Origin of the sequence: Halalkalibacter oceani, assembly GCF_023715605.1 — a bacterium.
Taxonomy (GTDB): domain Bacteria; phylum Bacillota; class Bacilli; order Bacillales; family Bacillaceae_D; genus Halalkalibacter; species Halalkalibacter oceani.
Map to the genome: position 1 here is coordinate 52641 of NZ_JAMBOL010000007.1, position 17784 is coordinate 70424.

Annotated in this window: 20 protein-coding genes; 3 read left to right on the forward strand and 17 right to left on the reverse strand. The window is 46.6% G+C overall.

Going from position 1 to position 17784, the window contains the following annotated elements; translation table 11 throughout:
• Positions 1–66: 66 nt before the first annotated feature.
• Both M3202_RS09830 and M3202_RS09835 read left to right on the forward strand, forming a co-directional pair.
• Positions 67–987 (forward strand): alpha/beta fold hydrolase, encoded by a 921-nt coding sequence (locus M3202_RS09830; protein ID WP_251223170.1) that lies wholly within the window; start codon positions 67–69, stop codon positions 985–987.
• A 3-nt stretch (positions 988–990) separates the two neighbouring features.
• The gene (locus M3202_RS09835) at positions 991–2052 is read left to right on the forward strand and encodes a tartrate dehydrogenase (RefSeq protein WP_251223171.1); all 1062 of its coding nucleotides are present in this window, start codon (positions 991–993) and stop codon (positions 2050–2052) included.
• Between the two features lie 113 nt (positions 2053–2165).
• Here the strand turns inward: M3202_RS09835 and M3202_RS09840 are convergent, their stop codons facing one another.
• From M3202_RS09840 to phnG, 14 genes are all read right to left on the reverse strand, one after another.
• Positions 2166–3068 carry an aldo/keto reductase gene (locus M3202_RS09840; protein ID WP_251223172.1) on the reverse strand — a complete coding sequence of 301 codons (903 nt, stop codon included), beginning with the start codon at positions 3066–3068 and terminating at the stop codon, positions 2166–2168.
• A 2-nt stretch (positions 3069–3070) separates the two neighbouring features.
• Positions 3071–3982 carry an alpha/beta hydrolase gene (locus tag M3202_RS09845; protein ID WP_251223173.1) on the reverse strand — a complete coding sequence of 304 codons (912 nt, stop codon included), beginning with the start codon at positions 3980–3982 and terminating at the stop codon, positions 3071–3073.
• Between the two features lie 263 nt (positions 3983–4245).
• Positions 4246–4872: a pyridoxamine 5'-phosphate oxidase family protein gene (locus tag M3202_RS09850; RefSeq protein ID WP_251223174.1), complete on the reverse strand. Its 627-nt coding sequence runs from the start codon at positions 4870–4872 to the stop codon at positions 4246–4248.
• Positions 4873–5022: 150 nt separating this feature from the next.
• Positions 5023–5859: a PhnE/PtxC family ABC transporter permease gene (locus M3202_RS09855; RefSeq protein ID WP_251223273.1), complete on the reverse strand. Its 837-nt coding sequence runs from the start codon at positions 5857–5859 to the stop codon at positions 5023–5025.
• Between the two features lie 17 nt (positions 5860–5876).
• On the reverse strand, positions 5877–6662 hold the full coding sequence (locus tag M3202_RS09860; RefSeq protein ID WP_251223175.1) for a PhnE/PtxC family ABC transporter permease: 786 nt from the start codon (positions 6660–6662) through the stop codon (positions 5877–5879).
• Positions 6652–7440 (reverse strand): phosphonate ABC transporter ATP-binding protein, encoded by a 789-nt coding sequence (gene phnC, locus M3202_RS09865; RefSeq protein ID WP_251223176.1) that lies wholly within the window; start codon positions 7438–7440, stop codon positions 6652–6654. Before phnC ends, M3202_RS09860 begins: the two co-directional genes overlap by 11 nt.
• A 22-nt stretch (positions 7441–7462) precedes the next feature.
• The gene (locus tag M3202_RS09870) at positions 7463–8488 is read right to left on the reverse strand and encodes a PhnD/SsuA/transferrin family substrate-binding protein (RefSeq protein WP_251223177.1); all 1026 of its coding nucleotides are present in this window, start codon (positions 8486–8488) and stop codon (positions 7463–7465) included.
• An 85-nt stretch (positions 8489–8573) separates the two neighbouring features.
• Positions 8574–9293, reverse strand: a complete 720-nt coding sequence (locus M3202_RS09875; RefSeq protein ID WP_251223274.1) for a phosphonate C-P lyase system protein PhnL — start codon at positions 9291–9293, stop codon at positions 8574–8576.
• A 63-nt stretch (positions 9294–9356) separates the two neighbouring features.
• The gene (phnM, locus tag M3202_RS09880; RefSeq protein WP_251223178.1) at positions 9357–10535 is read right to left on the reverse strand and encodes a phosphonate metabolism protein PhnM; all 1179 of its coding nucleotides are present in this window, start codon (positions 10533–10535) and stop codon (positions 9357–9359) included.
• Positions 10536–10572: 37 nt separating this feature from the next.
• Positions 10573–11418, reverse strand: coding sequence for an ATP-binding cassette domain-containing protein (locus M3202_RS09885; RefSeq protein WP_251223179.1), 846 nt, complete (start codon positions 11416–11418; stop codon positions 10573–10575).
• A complete protein-coding gene (locus tag M3202_RS09890; RefSeq protein WP_251223180.1) occupies positions 11419–12264 on the reverse strand; it encodes an alpha-D-ribose 1-methylphosphonate 5-phosphate C-P-lyase PhnJ in 846 nt (281 codons plus the stop codon).
• A complete protein-coding gene (locus M3202_RS09895) occupies positions 12264–13385 on the reverse strand; it encodes a carbon-phosphorus lyase complex subunit PhnI (RefSeq protein WP_251223181.1) in 1122 nt (373 codons plus the stop codon). Before M3202_RS09895 ends, M3202_RS09890 begins: the two co-directional genes overlap by 1 nt.
• Positions 13385–13990: a phosphonate C-P lyase system protein PhnH gene (gene phnH / locus M3202_RS09900; protein WP_251223182.1), complete on the reverse strand. Its 606-nt coding sequence runs from the start codon at positions 13988–13990 to the stop codon at positions 13385–13387. Before phnH ends, M3202_RS09895 begins: the two co-directional genes overlap by 1 nt.
• Positions 13991–14003: 13 nt before the next feature.
• The gene (phnG, locus tag M3202_RS09905) at positions 14004–14429 is read right to left on the reverse strand and encodes a phosphonate C-P lyase system protein PhnG (protein WP_251223183.1); all 426 of its coding nucleotides are present in this window, start codon (positions 14427–14429) and stop codon (positions 14004–14006) included.
• Positions 14430–14707: 278 nt separating this feature from the next.
• Between phnG and M3202_RS09910 the strand changes: the two genes are divergently transcribed.
• Positions 14708–15271 carry a pyridoxamine 5'-phosphate oxidase family protein gene (locus M3202_RS09910; protein WP_251223184.1) on the forward strand — a complete coding sequence of 188 codons (564 nt, stop codon included), beginning with the start codon at positions 14708–14710 and terminating at the stop codon, positions 15269–15271.
• 84 nt (positions 15272–15355) lie between these two features.
• Here the strand turns inward: M3202_RS09910 and M3202_RS09915 are convergent, their stop codons facing one another.
• The 3 genes from M3202_RS09915 to M3202_RS09925 all read right to left on the reverse strand — a co-directional run bounded on the left by M3202_RS09915 (position 15356) and on the right by M3202_RS09925 (position 17630).
• Positions 15356–16057 (reverse strand): GntR family transcriptional regulator, encoded by a 702-nt coding sequence (locus M3202_RS09915; protein ID WP_251223185.1) that lies wholly within the window; start codon positions 16055–16057, stop codon positions 15356–15358.
• Between the two features lie 81 nt (positions 16058–16138).
• Positions 16139–16771: a DapH/DapD/GlmU-related protein gene (locus tag M3202_RS09920; protein ID WP_251223186.1), complete on the reverse strand. Its 633-nt coding sequence runs from the start codon at positions 16769–16771 to the stop codon at positions 16139–16141.
• Position 16772: 1 nt separating this feature from the next.
• Positions 16773–17630, reverse strand: coding sequence for a PHP domain-containing protein (locus M3202_RS09925; protein ID WP_251223187.1), 858 nt, complete (start codon positions 17628–17630; stop codon positions 16773–16775).
• Between the last annotated feature and the right edge of the window lie 154 nt (positions 17631–17784).

Sequence of the window (17784 nt, forward strand, 5' to 3'; positions counted from 1 at the left end):
TTAATTATATAGTAAACGAGATAGACTGTACCTAGCAAGCTATTACGATGTGAGGTGATTTAGCAAATGAATGATTGGCAAAACCTTCAGCAAGCAGGACTTACTAAGCAGTATGCACTTGTAAACGGTGTGCGTCTTCACTATGTGGAAGCAGGAAAACAGCATCATCAAACGGTCGTCCTTTTACATGGCTTCCCGCAAAATTGGCAGATGTGGCGTTATCTCATTCCTGAATTAATAAAGCGCTATCATGTCATTGCTGTCGATTTAAGAGGCTATGGCGATTCGGAGAAACCGGAAGGAATGAACGGCTATGATAAAGGAACGATGGCACGTGATGTTTACGAATTGATCGCTTCCATGCAGCTAAAAAAAATCGCGCTCGTCGGCCATGATCGCGGCGCGAGGGTGGCAAGACGCTTTGCCCTTGATTATCCAGATACCGTCGCCGCCCTTAGCCTTATTGATATTCTTCCGCTGGAATTAATTTATGATCAGCTATCTGTTTCGGCAGCCGCGAAAAAATATTGGCATTGGACGTTCCAATTAGTGCCTGACTTGCCTGAAGCATTAATCGAAGGCCGCGAAGAAGTTTATTTGCAGTTTTTATTTAACCGCAGCCCGGAACTGCTCAAGCAATTAAAAAAAGAGGGTGTGTGGCAGGAATACCTCCGGGCTTGGAAGGAGCCGGGCGGTTATCAGGCCGCGCTAAATGACTACCGCGCCACCTATGAAGTCGATTTGCCAAAGTATCGGGCGGAGCGTCAAGTTCAGCGAAAACTGACACAGCCTTGCCTGCTATTATGGGGTGATCATGGAAATTTAGCCGATCAACCCGTACTCGATTACTGGAAAGAGGTCGCAACGACCGTTAGCGGAAAAGCAATTGCCGACTGTGGACATTATGTGCCTGAGGAACAGCCCGAAGCCGTTCTCCAGGAGCTATTACCATTTTTACAAAACTTTTTTCACGAAGGAGAGTCATAGAAAATGAAAACGATTAAGGTAGCAAGTATCCCCGGAGATGGAATTGGCCAAGAGGTCGTCCCCGCGGCCGAGGAAGTAGTAAAGGCAATTGCTGCGCTTCATGGCGGTCTTTCGTTCGAATTCACTCGCTTTCCATGGAGCTGCGAATATTATACAGAGACCGGTAAAATGATGCCTGATGACGGGCTGAAACAGTTAACCGATTTTGACAGCATCTTTTTAGGGGCGGTCGGCGATCCCAGAGTCGTGCCCGATCATATTTCATTATGGGGACTGTTGCTGACGATTCGCCGGGAATTTGAACAGGTGATTAATGTCCGGCCGGCCAAGCTGTTAAACGGGCTGCGCTCCCCATTAGTAAATCCGAATGATTTTGACTTGATTGTTGTCCGGGAAAATAGTGAAGGAGAGTACAGTTCAGTAGGTGGTGAAATCTATCAAGGTGGAGATCAAATCGCCATTCAAAATGCGATCTTCTCCCGCAAAGGGACGGAACGGGCGATGCGCTACGCGTTTGAATTGGCGAAAAAGCGCAACAAAAAGCTGACAAGTGCGACAAAATCAAACGGCATCTTTCATACGATGCCATTCTGGGACCGGATTTTCACCGACGTTTCGCGTGATTATCCTGATATCGAAACGGATTCACAGCATATCGATGCGCTGGCCGCCTTTTTCGTCACCGCCCCGCATCGCTTTGACGTCATCGTGGCGAGCAATTTATTCGGCGATATTTTGACCGATCTTGGCGCGGCGATCATGGGTAGCGTCGGTATCGCCCCTTCAGCAAATATCAATGTTAACGGCAAATATCCATCGATGTTCGAACCGGTTCATGGCTCAGCGCCCGATATTGCCGGGAAAGGAATGGCCAATCCCATCGGACAAATTTGGACAGCGAAAATGATGCTCGACCATTTTGGCGAGGAAGAGCTCGGCTCAGCATTGCTCGCTACGATTGAATCGCTTCTCGCTGATCAGATCACCACTCCTGATCTCGGCGGTACCTTCTCGACAAATGAAGTGACAAATGAACTGATCGCCCGATTGAAGAAGCTCGGGTAAAGCATACTTTACTCTGCTGAAACTGGCAGCGTTTCCGGTCTACACATGAGAGCTGGGCCAGAAGGTTGTTTATTTACCTTTTGGCCCAGTTCTACCAGCTTTCTCTCACCCTCTTACGGCACTTCATGGCCGAGCGAGCTGTGAAGAATCGCAAACCATTGATCAAGAGTTAACTCATATTGCAGCGCATTGATTGCCGCTTGAATCCGCTCCTTCTTCTGCGTGCCGATAATCGGCATTGTCTTAGCCGGATGACGCAAAATCCAAGCATACGCGACCTCATCAATCGAGCCGGCGCCAATCTCTTTCTGCACCTCTGTTAACGCTTCACGGACGCGCACTCCTTTTTCGCTCATGTCCGAAAAAAGCTTGCCGCCGGCGAGCGGTGACCAGATCATCGGAACGAGCCTGTTCTCCAAACAAGCATTCATTGTCCCGTCCTCGATGTTTTCCAAAACGAGCGGAGAAAGCTCGACCTGATTGATCACCAGCTTCTCTGACACATACGATTGCAGCATCGTCAGCTGATCGCTTTTGAAATTGGAAACACCAAAGTAACGTACTTTCCCGTCTTTCTTTAGTGTCTCAAAGGCTTCTGCCACTTCCTCAGGATTCATCAGCGGATCAGGCCGGTGAATGAGCAGAACATCAATATAATCCGTCTGCAAATTTTTAAGCGACTGGTCCACCGAGGCAATAATATGGGACTTGGATGTATGATAATGATGCGTTTTATGGTTCGGTCGCTGCGGCGAAGGGAGAACAATCCCGCATTTCGTGACAATTTCAATTTTTTGCCGCAAGGATGGCTCCTTGGCAAGAGCAACTCCAAACAGCTCTTCACATGTATAGCTTCCATAAATATCGGCGTGATCAAATGTTGTAACGCCCTGTTCATAAACATATTTCAGCAGATCAAGAGTCTGTCCGCTTGATTGCTTCCAATTCGCCAGCCTCCACAGCCCGTACACGAGCCGTGAGAAAGACAAATCTTCGGCCAACTTTATTCGTTCCATGCTTACTCCCCCTGTTTATGGCGTAAATAGTGTGCAATCAATCTGAAAGTCTGAGTACGGATCACCGCTTCTTCATTCAAAAGCTGATGCCTGCCGCCGTTCATCAACACAAATGTGCTCTGCGGATAATGGGCGATCGCCCAGCTTCTTCCGTACCGTCCATCGACTGTGCGATCCCTGTCACCCTGTATCATTAAAAAAACAAGCTCCTCGTCTGCAGGATGCCGTTTGTTTTCTCCGTCAATCATTTGCTTCAACGCCACCAGCCAATCAAGCGGAAGCTTCCTTTCCTGCAACGGATCAGCTTTTGTAAAAGTTAAATAGGCCTGATCAGTGGAATTTTTTGTGAAGACCCGTTTCAGCTTCTTTATGTAGCGTTTGCCAAACGACATACCTACCGTCGATAGCCGCCACATATACGGCCGCAAAAGCGGCGCAATCAGAATAACCTTGTCAAACGCCTCTCTCCGCCGCTGCAAATAATGCAGCCCGACCGTTGCCCCGGTACTGTGGCCAAGCAAATGGACAGGCTGTCTACCGGCGAGAACCTGCTCGTAAACGCAATGAAGGTCAGCCTCGTACTCCTTAAACTGTTTAATCGTTGCTCTGTCCCCCGTCGAAAGCCCATGCCCGCGCAAATCAAAGCCGACGACCGTATAGCCCTCCTCCACTAAAAAGTGAATTGTCTTCGACAAAGAACCGAGATGGTCAAGATAGCCGTGAAGCAGCAGCACCGTTTCCTGCTTCCCCTTGCTATCAGGAGCGAAGCGCTGGACGAATACTCGTTGCTTCCCTGTCGTCGTGATATAGCCGTATTGATGGGTGCATTGAGTTGCCGGCAAATGATAAAAGGCCCGATATCGGGCGATCGCCTCGGCCAGCTCCGGCTGTTCCTCAGCAAATGCCGGAGACATTGATGTTATCCTGTTGAGTGCCTGTTTCACCATATGCGCATCCATATAGAAGCTTTTTGCCTCCACTCTTATGTATTTTCGTCCCTTAAACCGAAGGAGGTTTTCCAGCACCTGCTGGCAGAATCCTCTTATTCAATCGTACTAAAACAACCGTGAAAAGAAAAGGCACTGCCCCAATAGCATCTTTGGTCATCCTCCCAGTCAAAAACAAAAAAGGATTTACAGACAAGTCGTCCAACCTGTCTGTAAATCCTCAGCCTCCATTAATAAAGCCGCTTCGTATAGCTTTCTTCAAGCAAATCGGCAACATCTTCATTTGGAATTTTGGAGTGGGCCGATAAAATCTTGGCAGCTGATGGCAGTGTTTCTTTCTCAGGCCAGGAGTCAGCATCCCACAAGCCTGAACGCTTAAATGCTTTGGCGCAATGAATGAAGCCTTCCTCCACTTCCACGCCTATTGCTAAAAGCGGCTGGCGCTCGTTCACTTTCATTTTATCAAGGAGATCTTCATCCTTCACCAATGTCGCCTTTCCATTAACTCTCAGCGTTTCCTCCATGCCGGGTATAATAAAAATCAGCCCTATTCTGGCATTAGATAAAATGTTGCGCATCGAGTCGATTCTCCGATTGCCTGGTCTTTCCGGGATAATGAGATGCTTATCATCAAGAATATAAACAAATCCCGGCTTATCTCCCCGCGGGGACACATCACAGAAGCCTTCCTCATCAGCAGTGGAAATCAGCAAAAATGGCGATTTTGCTATAAACTCCTTACAATGGCTGTCCAAATGAGAAATCACCTTGTTCTTGACCAGTTTACTCGGAAACCCAACAATTTCACGAAGTTCTTCCTCTGAATCAATCGTCTGACGAAATCGTTGATGAGCCATCCAACCCCTCCTCTTTATTCTGCTTTTGTTAATTAATCACTATCATACTATCACTCACCTCTTATTATAATGGAATTCTTTCAATTTTTTCATTAAAAAAGACAGGATGTGTCAAAAGGAAGCCTCCTTTTTAACACACCCCGTCTCATCTCATCCATTTACTTTCAATTTTTTCTTAAACTGTGTGGCGACGATCTCGAGCATAACGGCAATGATAAGGATAAAGTAAGTAATCGTGCCGATTTCGCGAATATCGAGGTAAAAATTACTTGCCATGAACATGTCAAAGCCGATTCCTCCCGCTCCGGCGGCCGCTCCCATCGCCACCGCGACGGCGAAATTGATTTCAAAGCGTAGAAATGTCCAGGAAATCATATAGGTGAGGGAGGATGGAATGACAGCCTGAAAGATGATTTGCCAAAAGCCTGCTCCGCTCGCCTGCAACGCTTCAACGACTCCTTTATCAAGCTCCTCAAAGGATTCTGAGTAAGCTTTCACCAAATAGCCGACAGAATGAAATGTCATGCCGATGACGGCGGCGACACTGCCGAGCCCTGCGGCGACAGCAAAGATAAGAACCCATAACACGGTCGGGACGGCCCTGATAAAAGCAACAAGACCTTTAATGACGGCAGAGACGCGCTTTGACGTTAAATTCTCGGCGGCCAGCAGGCCGAGAAAGACAGCGATGATCGCTCCAAATAAAGTTGTTAAAAAAGCAAGACCCAGTGTAATAAAAACTTGATGAACCGCATGTCCGAACGTAAAATGCTGAAAATGAGGTTCAACAAACATTGCTTTCAAGTTCGCGAATGTGATAAGCAACGCCTCAAAAAAATTGATTTCCTTGTAATCGAAGCTGAAAAAAGCATAGACCGTCAGGAACGCCAGCGTCAACAGCGTCAGCCTGATCACAATCGTCGACTTCGTTAAGACTTTAACTTTCAGGCGCTTTCCTGAAGGAAGCAGCGGCTTTTCTCCGATCATTTGCTCCTTGGCACCCACTATAAAATCACCCTCCTTACATAATTTGATACGGCTTCAATAAGGAGAATGGCGACGACAATCGCAATTACAACAAGGGCGGCGATATCATAATTCAGATTTTTGTAATACAGATTAAAGGTAAACCCGATGCCGGAACCTGTTAAAAGGCCAATGAGCGTCGCACTGCGGACATTCGTTTCAATCATAAAGAGAACCCAGCTGATCATTTGCGGAAGACTGGATGGAACGACCGATTGGGCAATGATCGAAAAATAGCTTGCTCCAGTCGCTCTTAATGCCTCAACCGAACCCCCGCTTACTTCATCAATCGTTTCGACAAAGGATCTTGTTAAAAAACCAAACGAAGCAAAAAACAGGGCGAAATAGCCGGTTAATGAGCTTTGACCAAAGGAAAAAAGCAGAATCATCGCCCAGGCTGCCACATCAATATTCCGAAAGACCGTCGCGATCCCGCGGCAAATACTACCGAAGAACGCATTGACGCGAGTTGTGTTTGAACCGAGTACAGCAAATAGGAGCGCAAACATCGCACCAAGCGTTGTCGCCGCAATCGATACGAGCAGCGTTTCAATTAAACTGTTTAAAATACCCGGCAGCCGCGATAAGGATTCCTGCGTCGGATAAAAATTCCCAAGTGCCCATATAACAGCCCGCGGAAATGATTCAAACCCTCTGACAATATTATACTCAGTAATGAGGATCGCACCGAGTGTGATCAACCCTAAGACGAGCAGAAATCCGAGAGTGTTTCTCCTTTTTCGTGCAAAAAAATCAGCTTGCATGGATGCCTCCTATGTCAAAGATTAGATCTTCAGCCTCGGATCCGTAAATTTGCTGAATGTCTTCTTTTGTCATCTCTTTCGGGGCTCCATTGTAGACGACCTGGCCCTTGTTAATGCCGATAATCGTATCCGAATATTTCAGCGCAACATCGACTTGATGAAGATTGACGAGAACAGTGATCCCCATCGTTGTTGAAACCGTCCGGAGATGATCCATAATTGTTTTTGCCGAATTTGGATCAAGTGAGGCAATCGGCTCATCGCACAAAAGCATCCGCGGATCCTGAACGAGCGCCCTCGCAATACCGACGCGCTGCTTCTGACCTCCACTCAGCTGGTCAGCCCGTTTGTAGATGAAGTCCTCCAGCCCAAGAAGCGACAAAATTCTGATCGCCTGCTCTTTTTCCGCCTGACTGTATAGGCCGAGAACCCCCGCTAAAGTTGACTTTTTCCCAAGCGTTCCATGAAGCGTATTTTCGATCACACTTAAGCGATTCACTAAATTATAATGCTGAAAAATCATTCCGATTTTCGTTCGCACCTTTTTTAAGTCCTTCTTTTTAACATTCATGACGTCGATCCGATCAAAGGTAATCTCTCCGTGTGAGGCATCAATCATCCGATTGATACAGCGGAGGAGAGTCGATTTCCCCGCACCGGATGGACCGATGATGGAAACAAACTCTCCCTCGTTGACGGAGAAGCTAACATCAGATAATGCCTTTGTATCATTTCCAAATTGTTTGGACAGATGATTGATTTCAAGTAAGGCTGTCATAGTTAACTCTCCTCTTATCCTTTTAGTTAGAAAGCTCGCGAATCGGATTAAACCAGGCGTCCTCAACATCAACTAAACGCTCGTCCGCTGTTTTTGAAAACAATCCGGAAAAATCTGAGTCCTCAGGCACGAAAATCTTCTCGTTGTTCGCCACCTCATCAGATGTCATAACTTCAAGCAGCTCTGCTTGCATCTCTTCGTTAATGTTGTCCCCATTAATGACAAATGGTGCGTTTAACACAGGAGTGACGGAAATAAGGATAAATTCTTTCCCTGTTACCGTATTGAACGGCTCTGCCGCGTCCTCTCTTACTTTATAAATCGCCCCCGGCCGGTTTTCTTCGCCTTCGATCAATTCAACGTAGTTATTGACGCATGTATCACAAAATGCAGCAACATCGACATTCCCAGATAGCAGATTGACCGCTGAACCTTGATGAGAACCGCCATACAGTACATCACTAAAGAAATGATTGTCGCCACCTTCAAGCAGATCGTCTGCCGTTACATCTTCAAAGCCAGGCTGTTCGCTGAAATAATCGACAATTCCAGTGGAAGGAACCCGAAAGCCTGAGGTTGAACTGTTCGAGACAAACGAGAATCTCTTTCCTTGGATGTTGTCAATCGCGAACTCATCACCATTTTTGTACTCATCAGCATTTTCTATTTCTACAGCAAGCCAGCTATAGTAAATCGCGTCGTCCAACGTACCGGACTCACCGGACGGGACGACGAGCGGAAGAACCTGGTCATTTTTATTTTTCGCTTCAATGTACCCTTGCGCCCCTAAGTAAGCCATGTCCGCATTTCCGTTAGCAATTGCCTCGATCGCCACAATATAATCCGTTGTCGTTTGATGCGTAACTTCTGCGCCCGTCTTCTCTTCAATCATTCTACCAATTTCATCACGTGTGTCTGTCAAATCTGTGCCGGATTCATTCGGAAGCCAGGCAATTGTGATACTGTCTTGTCCTGCTGTACCTGAAGAAGAACAACCAGCAATGAATAGCAAAATGAACGTCAGTACATATAGCAATGATTTTTTCATCATAAAATCTCCTCACTTTTTTAATTTCCCAATTCTACTATAGCTCGTAATTGTCAACCTACTATTAAGACGATATTAGCAATTATTAAAAGTTAGTAAATTTGGTAGAATAAGAGAATACTCCATCTTGCATGTTATACTCACGGTCACATAGATGATTCATAAACTCAAGATCATGAAAAATTCCCAAAATCGTCGTTCCTTCCTTCATCAGCTGTTCAATCAGAAGCTTAACTTTCATTTTCGACTCCTGGTCAAGACTTGCGGTTGGCTCATCAAGCAGAAGCAGCCGCGGCTTTTTGACCATCGCTCTTGCAATATTAAGCCTGAGCTTTTCACCTCCCGAAAACGTAGCTGGGTAACTGTCCCATAAGGCTGGATCTAATTCAAAATGGGCGAGAATCTTTTCAGTTTCCAATTCTGCAAGCTGCTGATTTTCCCCCATCTCCAAAATCGCCTGCTTAACAAGCTGCCTCGCTGTCGTTCTTGGCATTACATTTAGAAATTGGGACACATAGCCGATTTCATGCTTTCGTAAATAAAGCATTTGCCGCTCGGTCGCCTCAGCCAGATTAAGCGGGCCAAAAGCTTTCGACTCGTACGAAATGCTTCCTTCCTGAATCCGGTACGTGCCGTAGAGGCACTTTAAAATCGTCGACTTTCCGCTTCCGCTTTTCCCGGTAATACCGACAAATTCGCCTTCCTTCACTTGAATATCAATATCGCTGACCGCCCGGATATGCTTGTCTAAATTATGGAGGTCAAACGACTTCGATAACCCTTTAATTTCCAGAAGAGATTCCAACATGCTCACCCGCTTTCTTATTTCTTTCCCAGCTGCGACCTCTTCAGAAGCTGGAAACAAGCTTTATATCCGATAGTTTGTTTTCTGAATCAGTTGTCCATCGACAAAGACACTCGTAATAACCGGAAACTGATCGCTGATTTTTTCAATAATGAGCAGGTCGGCTTTTTTCCCTTCGCGAACAGAGCCAATCTCATGATCCATTTTGACTGCTTTAGCCGGGTTGATCGTGACAAGCTTCATCATTTCCGCCAGGTCCATTCCATATTTGTCAACCAGGGCAAAGACAGAGTGAAGCATCGCCGCAGGATAATAGTCGCTGCACAATATATCAATTGACTCTTTTTGAATGGCTTCTGCCGCGCAAAGATTTCCGCTATGCGATCCGCCGAGCAGAACATTCGGGGCCCCGGCAATCGTATACATCCCAAGCTCCCGCGCTCTTTCAGCCACTTCAAGCGTGATTGGAAATTCACTGATCGTCGCACCGAAGCTGTGGACAAGCTCCAGTTTTTCAAGTGTGTCATCATCATGCGAAGCCACCGCAATCCGGTGCTCGTGAGCAAGCTCGGCGATTTCCTTCATGCTCTCCATCGAAAGCTTTTCCTTCGTCTGGTGATTATGAATCATCACGTCAATCGAGGCGTCGCTCACATTGTTATAGCTTTTTACCGTTTGACGATAAATTTCTAAATGACGGTATTGCCCCTGTCCCGGCGTATGATCCATAAAGGAAACTAAATGGACTTTCTTTTCAGCGATGTAGCGCTTTAGATTATCAACCTCACCGATATTATCAATCTCAAATCTGGCATGAAACCGATGGCGGACGAGATGCTTCGTTTTATGACTCTGCTCAATTAAATCGATAAATTTCCGGACATTTTCCGGCTCGCGAATCGGTTTGTATTCATACTCCGTTCCTTTAAAAAGCGAAAGAGAATGAAACATTGTCGTAATCCCGTGCCCGATTAATTCCTTCTCTGTTTCTCTTAAGCTCAAATTAAAATCCATCAGCGACGTTGGACGCGGGGCAGCCATATGCTCAATATAGTCTGAATGAATATCGATAAAGCCAGGAGAAACAAAACCGCCTCCCGCATCAATGATTTCCATTCCTTCCCTGAACTTGATCTCCCCAATTGGAGCAATTCTGGCGATCCGGTCTTCTTCAATTAAAAGATCATAGCCGTGCAACACCGTATCCTCGGTGATCAATCTTCCATTTGTGATTACATACAAAAGCATTTCCTCCTAACCTTCAGAATGTTGGCCGACGTTAAAGCAGGGAGTGGACCAATTGCTGGGTATAACGGTGCTGTGGATCCTCCAAAATCTGGTCGGTCAAGCCTTGCTCAATCACCATTCCATCCAGCATGACGAGCGTACGGTCCGCCAGCATCCGGATCACGCCTAAATCATGGGAGACGAGAACCATACTAATGTTCAGCTCGCGCTGAAGGCCTTTAATTAAATCGAGAACGCTCGCCTGAACAGAAAGATCAAGTCCCGTTGTCACTTCATCCAGCAGCAGCAAAGGCGGATTGTTGGAAAGCGCCTTGGCAATCTGCACGCGCTGCTGCATCCCTCCCGAAAAATTTTTCGGTGCTTCTTTCCGGCGATGAACAGGAATATTCACCTTATTAAGCAGCTCCGCTCCCCTGTTCTCCATCATGCCGACGTCACGGCTGCCCGCTGCGATCAGTTTTTCTGCAATATTGCCGATTGAGGAGAAATTCATCCGTAAGCCTAGCAGCGGATTTTGATAGACCTTTCCCATAATGTGATTGCGAATATAGCGCTGCTGCTGGGAGGACTGCTCAAATAAGTTTTCTTCGCCATTTTCAAAAGCGCTGACAAACGCTTCTCCGCTCGTGACTTCCTGGTCAAAATAAAGGCACTGCATCAGCGTCGATTTTCCACTGCCGCTCTCCCCGACAATTCCTAGCACCTCGCCTGGAAAGACATCAAAGGAAACATTTCGGCAGGCGTAAACCGTTCCGCAAACCTGGCAGTGATTTTTCACTAAGGTTGCCGATTGCTCATCGCGGCAATGCTCGCAGCCAGGTCCATACTGCTTATGCAAATTCCTCACCGATAACACCGGAACTTCAAATTCAGTCATTTAGTTCACCTCAGCCGCATTTAATTTTTCAAGACAGTAGCTCGTATCATTGCATTGATAGACTGCCTCATCAGCTCCCTCGTCGAACAGCTCGTCCAAGAATACCCCCGTCGAACCGCACAGTCGGCATTGCTTATCCGCAAAGGTTTCCGGGGCAAACGGATAATCGTCAAAATCAAGTGAGACAACCTTTGTGTAAGGAGGAACGGCGTACACTTTCTTTTCACGTCCGGCCCCAAGCAAAATAAGCGCCTCACTTTCGTTCATTTTCGGATTATCAAAGCGCGGAATCGGACTCGGCGCCATGACATAACGATCATGGACGAGAACGGGATGGTCGGCTCCGGTCGTCATGCTGCCGTATTTCATAATCTGCTCAAAGAGCATCAGCCACGCCCCGCTGTATTCTTTCTCAGCATGGAGCTTCTTCGTGACACTTTCGCTCGGCTCATAATAGCGCAGCGGCTCCGGCAGCGGTACTTGAAGGACGAGAATTTGCTCACTCGTCAGCGGCACTTCCGGAATTCTGTGCCTCGACTGGATCAGCGTCGCCTTCGCTGTATGTTCCGTCGTCTCCACGCCTGTTGTATCAACGACGAGCTTTTTAATATTGACGGCATTAACCGATTCATCGGAACCCTGGTCAATCACCTTTAAAATATCGTTTCTGCCAATGAGGGAGAGCGTTAACTGCAAGCCGCCGGTACCCCAGCCCCTGCCAATTGGCATTTCACGGGAGGCAAAGGGAACCTGGTAGCCTGGAATCGCGATCGCCTTTAGTGTGGCGCGGCGAATTTCCCGTTTCGAGCCTTCATCAAAAAAAGCAAAATTATAGGCCGGATTCATCAGCTTCTCACCTCTTGCTTTTCGTCTTTTTTTGTCTTCCGGACACTGTCCAGCTTCGATTGGAACGTCACATAATGCGGCATTTTAAGATGCGAAATGAAGCCGGTTGACTCTACGGAATCGATATGATAGAGGACAAATTCTTCATTATGACTTGGAAACTCATCATTCGGATATTCGAGACAATAATCTAAAATTCCAATCGCGATCGCCTTTGTCTCGTTTTGGCCGAAGCAAAGGCCATAGCCGATTTCAAACTCCATTTCCTTTTTTCCATATTCCTTCTCAACTGTGACCGGCATCAGCATTTCGACTTCAGTCACTTTCACTTCGCCGATATAGTAACCATCTGCCTCGTCCTCACTGTCCGCCGTCGGATGATTGATCGTAACCGGCAGGTACCCGGTGCGAAGCTCACCGACAGTTGGATGCAAATCCCCGTAGCCGCGGATAACCGAATAGGCAAATGACGTGACCGCCCCGGTTTGTCCCCTCGTTAATATTTGCAGCCTTTGGCTTCTCGTCGATGGAAACTCGAGACTGTCGCGGGTGACATCATCCGGCTCTTGATCGTTATTGTCACATGGAGGAAGCAAGCCTTCCTTGCGCAAGTAATCGAGCACTTTCGGCAACGTTTGAGCAGCATCATTCGCTTCTTGATCCAGCGAGCTCTCGCTGCTGTATTCTTTCAGCCAGTCCTTTATGCTTTCATCGGTTTCCTTCATTAATTGAAAATCGAGCAGCCGGTGAGTATAATCGGTTGTTGCCCCGAGAATTTGTCCACCCGGAATATCTTTAAAGCTGGCCGAAATTCGGCGTTCGATCCTCATGTCGCTCGATTCAATCACTCTGGAATAATGCTTGCGTGGAACCGTCGAGCGGTACGCCCTTAATAGAAAAACCGCTTCCTCCGGATTTCCTTCCGCCTGCTTAATCGCAATCGCAGCCAGCGTCTCATCGTACAGACTGCTTTCTGACATCACCTGATCAATCAGTCCTCGCATCCCGGCTTTTATTCTGTCAATTTCAATTGTTTTTCCTTGCTCCACCCGTTCAAATTTTAAGCGCTTAATCGACTCTTCAATCGCCTGCGTTCCGCCTTTAACTGCTACATAGCCCATTAGACGATCACCCTGTTTTCAGAAATTTGTGTAGTGCGCGGCAATGACAAAAGCTGCTGCTCCTGATCAATAAAGAGGAAATCAACGCCAAGCGGATATTCCCTGTTTTTCATTTGCCGGAGCTCTAACCATTTTTCGCTAGTCTTGACATCGATAAACGCCGTTGTCCGAATACCCGGCCCTTTCAGCTGCAACGTTTGGTTATTCGATACCTTTTCCACTTCGACAATGAGTGAGGCGGATGTATGCGGATTTCTTAACGTGCCGGATTTCGCCTTTCCGATGGCTTCCTGTAAAGCGCCTTCCCCCGCATCCTGAAGAATTAAGATGTAATCCGCCTGCTCGATGGCAACCGGCTTCGCATATGTAAATTGATTCAGAATTTTTGATATGACTTCCGCTTTTTTTGACATGACTGCAAACGTCACTTCCTGATCAAATAACGTTAATGCCAGCAGTAAAAATGAAGCCGGGCAATCATTTTTGCCATCCTCCTCAAGCAACGCCACTTCCTCCGCTAAATCAGCCAGCTGTCCTGGCCGTGAAGTAGCATTCACCACTTTCCGGTAAACAGTCTGGATATCATGAATATAATCGAATGTCACCATCTGTCCCTCCTTACGAAACATCCATCGTTTCAAAATTAACCTTCGTTTTTAAAATTGACTGCTTCTCTGCTGCTTTCGCCTGAGCAATCGCCTGTTCCTCATTTTCAAGCAGACCGTCCCATTTCATCGTTTCAGGAACATTTGCTTGATACGCAGCATCGATGATCGCCAGATGCCGCGCCAGCTCCGGCTTGTCACCGGTCACAATGCCAATGCCTACCTTTCCTTCCACTTGTACCTTGCATTCGGTTACTAACACTTCCCCGGGATAAAACAGGCTCTTTTTTGAGGTTTCCCGGACTTTCATCATCACCAGCCCATGCTCCGGCTTCTGAATGACCTTCACTTCATAGCTTTCAAGAATGGTCTCCGCCATCTCTTCTGCTAGACTCGGCGAGCCATTTATTAGAATTTCAGTTCTGCGTCTTCTTTTCATATAAAGACCTCCGTCGAACGTTTTGCTTGACAACTATACTGTATCTTGTTGCCAAGTGCGCGCACGTTAAAGAACAGTGAAGTTTGTATCGTTTTTGTAAAACGTGTTAAGACGAGGGAATTTATCAACGAAGCACATTTATTCCGAAAGGATCCCATTGACTTTAGTAAAGAAAACACCATACTATTAAGAAAATTAAAACAGCAAAAGGTGCGGTTATCCCACACGGTAATAAGACGATAGGCTTTAACAGCATAGTAGAAAAAGGGGACGATATAATGGCAAAAGTTTATTCATCCATTCTGCCGGGTCACGAAGAATTTATCCGCAAGCAACGAATGTTTTTTGTCGGTTCAGCACCTTTATCCGGGGACGGACATGTCAACATCTCTCCAAAAGGATATGATGTCCTGAGAATTCTTTCGCCGAATGATGTCGCGTATTTAGATTTGACCGGGAGCGGAAATGAAACGAGCGCCCATCTAAAAGAGAATCACAGAATCACCTTTATGTTCGCAGCGTTTGAAGGTCCTCCGCTGATCTTACGCCTTTACGGCAGAGGCGAGGTACTATTGCCAGGTACTGCAGAATGGGATGAGGTGGCGCCGCATTTCAACATCCTTCCTGGCGCCCGGCAAATTGTGAGAGCCCGAATTGAAACGGTAAAAACTTCTTGCGGATTTAGCGTGCCTTTCTATTCATACGATGGTGAGAGGGATACCCTTCATCAATGGGCTGAAAATAAAAGTAAGCAAGAATTAGAGGACTATCGCCAGAAGAAAAATTCAGTCAGTATGGACGGAATCATAACGCCACTCGGTGAACGTAACGGGGAGAGGTGACAAGGTATTACCGAAAAACTTACCGCATGATAAGAAGGCTGGTCAAAAGGTGATTTTTCCTCCTTTCGACCAGCCTCCAGCTCTTTAAATAAGATACGTAAAACAGTCGCTTCGGTACATGATTTTCGAATATTCAAGAACGGTGCCGGACTTTCGATCCGTGCAGCCGGATTCCAGCAGAAGAAGTGGAACGAGGCTTGGACATTTTAAGAGCTCTCTTTCCTTTTTCGTTGGGAAGATGACGCTGAGTTGACTCTTCATCGGTTCAAACTCGGTATAGCCGTGCTGCCGATAATAGTGAAAGGTTGAAGTAATCTCTGTTCCTTCCCGCTCAATGTTGGTAAAAGTAGATTGAGATAAAAACGACGTATGTACAGCTATTGGATAGCCTTCAACTACACGCAGCCGGCTGATTTTGTATACCGTCTCCTCTTTTTTTACCCGGAGAACATGATAGATGAAAGAATCATATGGAATCTTTTCGCAGGCCAGATTCTTCGTTTCAAAATCATAATTCAGCTCCCTCATCTTTTCACTAAAGCTCGTATCCCCAGTCAATATGAGCGGAATTTGCAGCTTTTTATTTTGGACATAGCTCCCTTTTCCTTGCACGGAAAAAATATAGCCGAGCTCCTGCAACCTTTCATATGCTTTGCGTACCACGATTCTTGGTACGTTACAATCATCTGCCAGCTCATTTTCCGACGGCAGTTTATCGTTAGGTTTATAGTTGCCTGCCTGTATTTCCGCAATCAGTCGATCAACCAGCATCGCTTTTTCGGACATTTGACATCGCTCCCTTCGAACCTGCTTTTAACCGACAGGCTTGAACTTCGAAACGGCTACTACCGGCTCATGCCGCCGTCATCATCCGTGCCTCTTCAAAAAAGCATCAACATCATTAAGTTCTTCAAAATGCTCTTCAAGCTTTTCTCTCGACCAATCCCACCAGGCAATTTCAAGCAATTTATTGGCCACCTCTTCTGAAAATCTTCTCTTAATCGGTCTGGCAGGAGAGCCAACGACGATTGTATAAGGCTCGACGTTTTTGGTGACGATCGCGCCGGAGCCAACGACAGCCCCTGTGCCGATTTCAACACCCTTCATAATAATCGCCCCGTGTCCGACCCAGACATCATGCCCAATTTTCACCCTGTGACTACGGCGCCAGTCAAACAGGGCCTCATCATCGTTTTCCGCAAAACGATATGCTGCTTTACGATATGTCAGATGATGCTGAGTAACTCGGTCCATCGGGTGCTGAACAGGATTAATGCAAACATGAGAAGCGATCGAACTGAACTTGCCAATTTCCGTATAATTGACAGTCACATCCTCCATCGTATATGTGTAGTCACCAAACGAAGATTCGACAATCCGATTATTAGGACCAATGGAAGTCCACTCCCCGATCTCACTTTTGATAATTCGGCTCGACTCTTCAATATTAGGCAGTGTGGAAAGCTCTTTTTCTTTTTTCGTTTGATCAATAAGTACCATATTATACACCCAATCTTTCTTTTCTTAATTTGAGTGACTCAAGTGCTTCCACCCCTGGGCTTTTGCTTCCTAACAGCACCGGAGCTTCCCCATATGAGCCATGAAAATCCGAACCGCCCGTCTTCACGAGGTCATATTTGCTGGCGAGCTCCATTGCATGTTGCTCATGCTCTTTTGTATGCAGCGGATGCCAGACCTCGATCCCTTCTAAGCCCACTTCCACCAATTCCGGAACCATCTCAAAATTGCGATATTGTCCAGGATGAGCAAGCACCGGCACCCCTCCCGCCAGCCGAATCACCTTTACAGCCGTCTTAGCATCAATATAATTCATTGGAATATAGGCAATCCCCGGCTCTTCTCCATTTTGACCACGGCTAAACAGCTTTTTATAGAGCGGTCCATAAATTGAATCCGTATACCCCGCTTCAATCAGCGCCTGCATAATATGCTGCTTGTACACGCCGGTTCCTCCTTCGGCCAGCTCCAGGCAGCGTTCCCATGTAATCTTATAGCCGGCTGCCAGCAGGCGCTCTGTCATCTTCTGAGAAGCACGGTGTCTTTGTTCCAACAGTGGCCGGCAAACTGCATCGATTTTCCAATGTCCCGGTTCAATAAAATATCCTAAAATGTGAACACGTCTCTCTCTGCTAAAATCAAAGCCGGAAACCTCAATTCCCGGAATCACTTCGATCCCCATCGTCCGGCCTGTTTCCATCGCCTCTTCAAGTCCCTTCGTTGTGTCATGGTTCGTTATAGCCACATGTGTTACCCCCTGTTCGAGAGCTAGTGCCAGGACAGCCTCAATCGACAGCGGACAATCGGAGATATTCGTGTGGCAATGGAGTTCTACTTTCATGGCAACCTCCTTGAAGCAAGTCTTTCTTCTAAAATACCTTGGCACCAAGTATGAAAGGTTAATAAATCGTAAAAATCTTTTTAAGGAATTGTTAACGCGAAACAAGAAAAAGCCTCAAAAGGGCTTTATTCAACCTTTTGAGACTCCTCGAAGC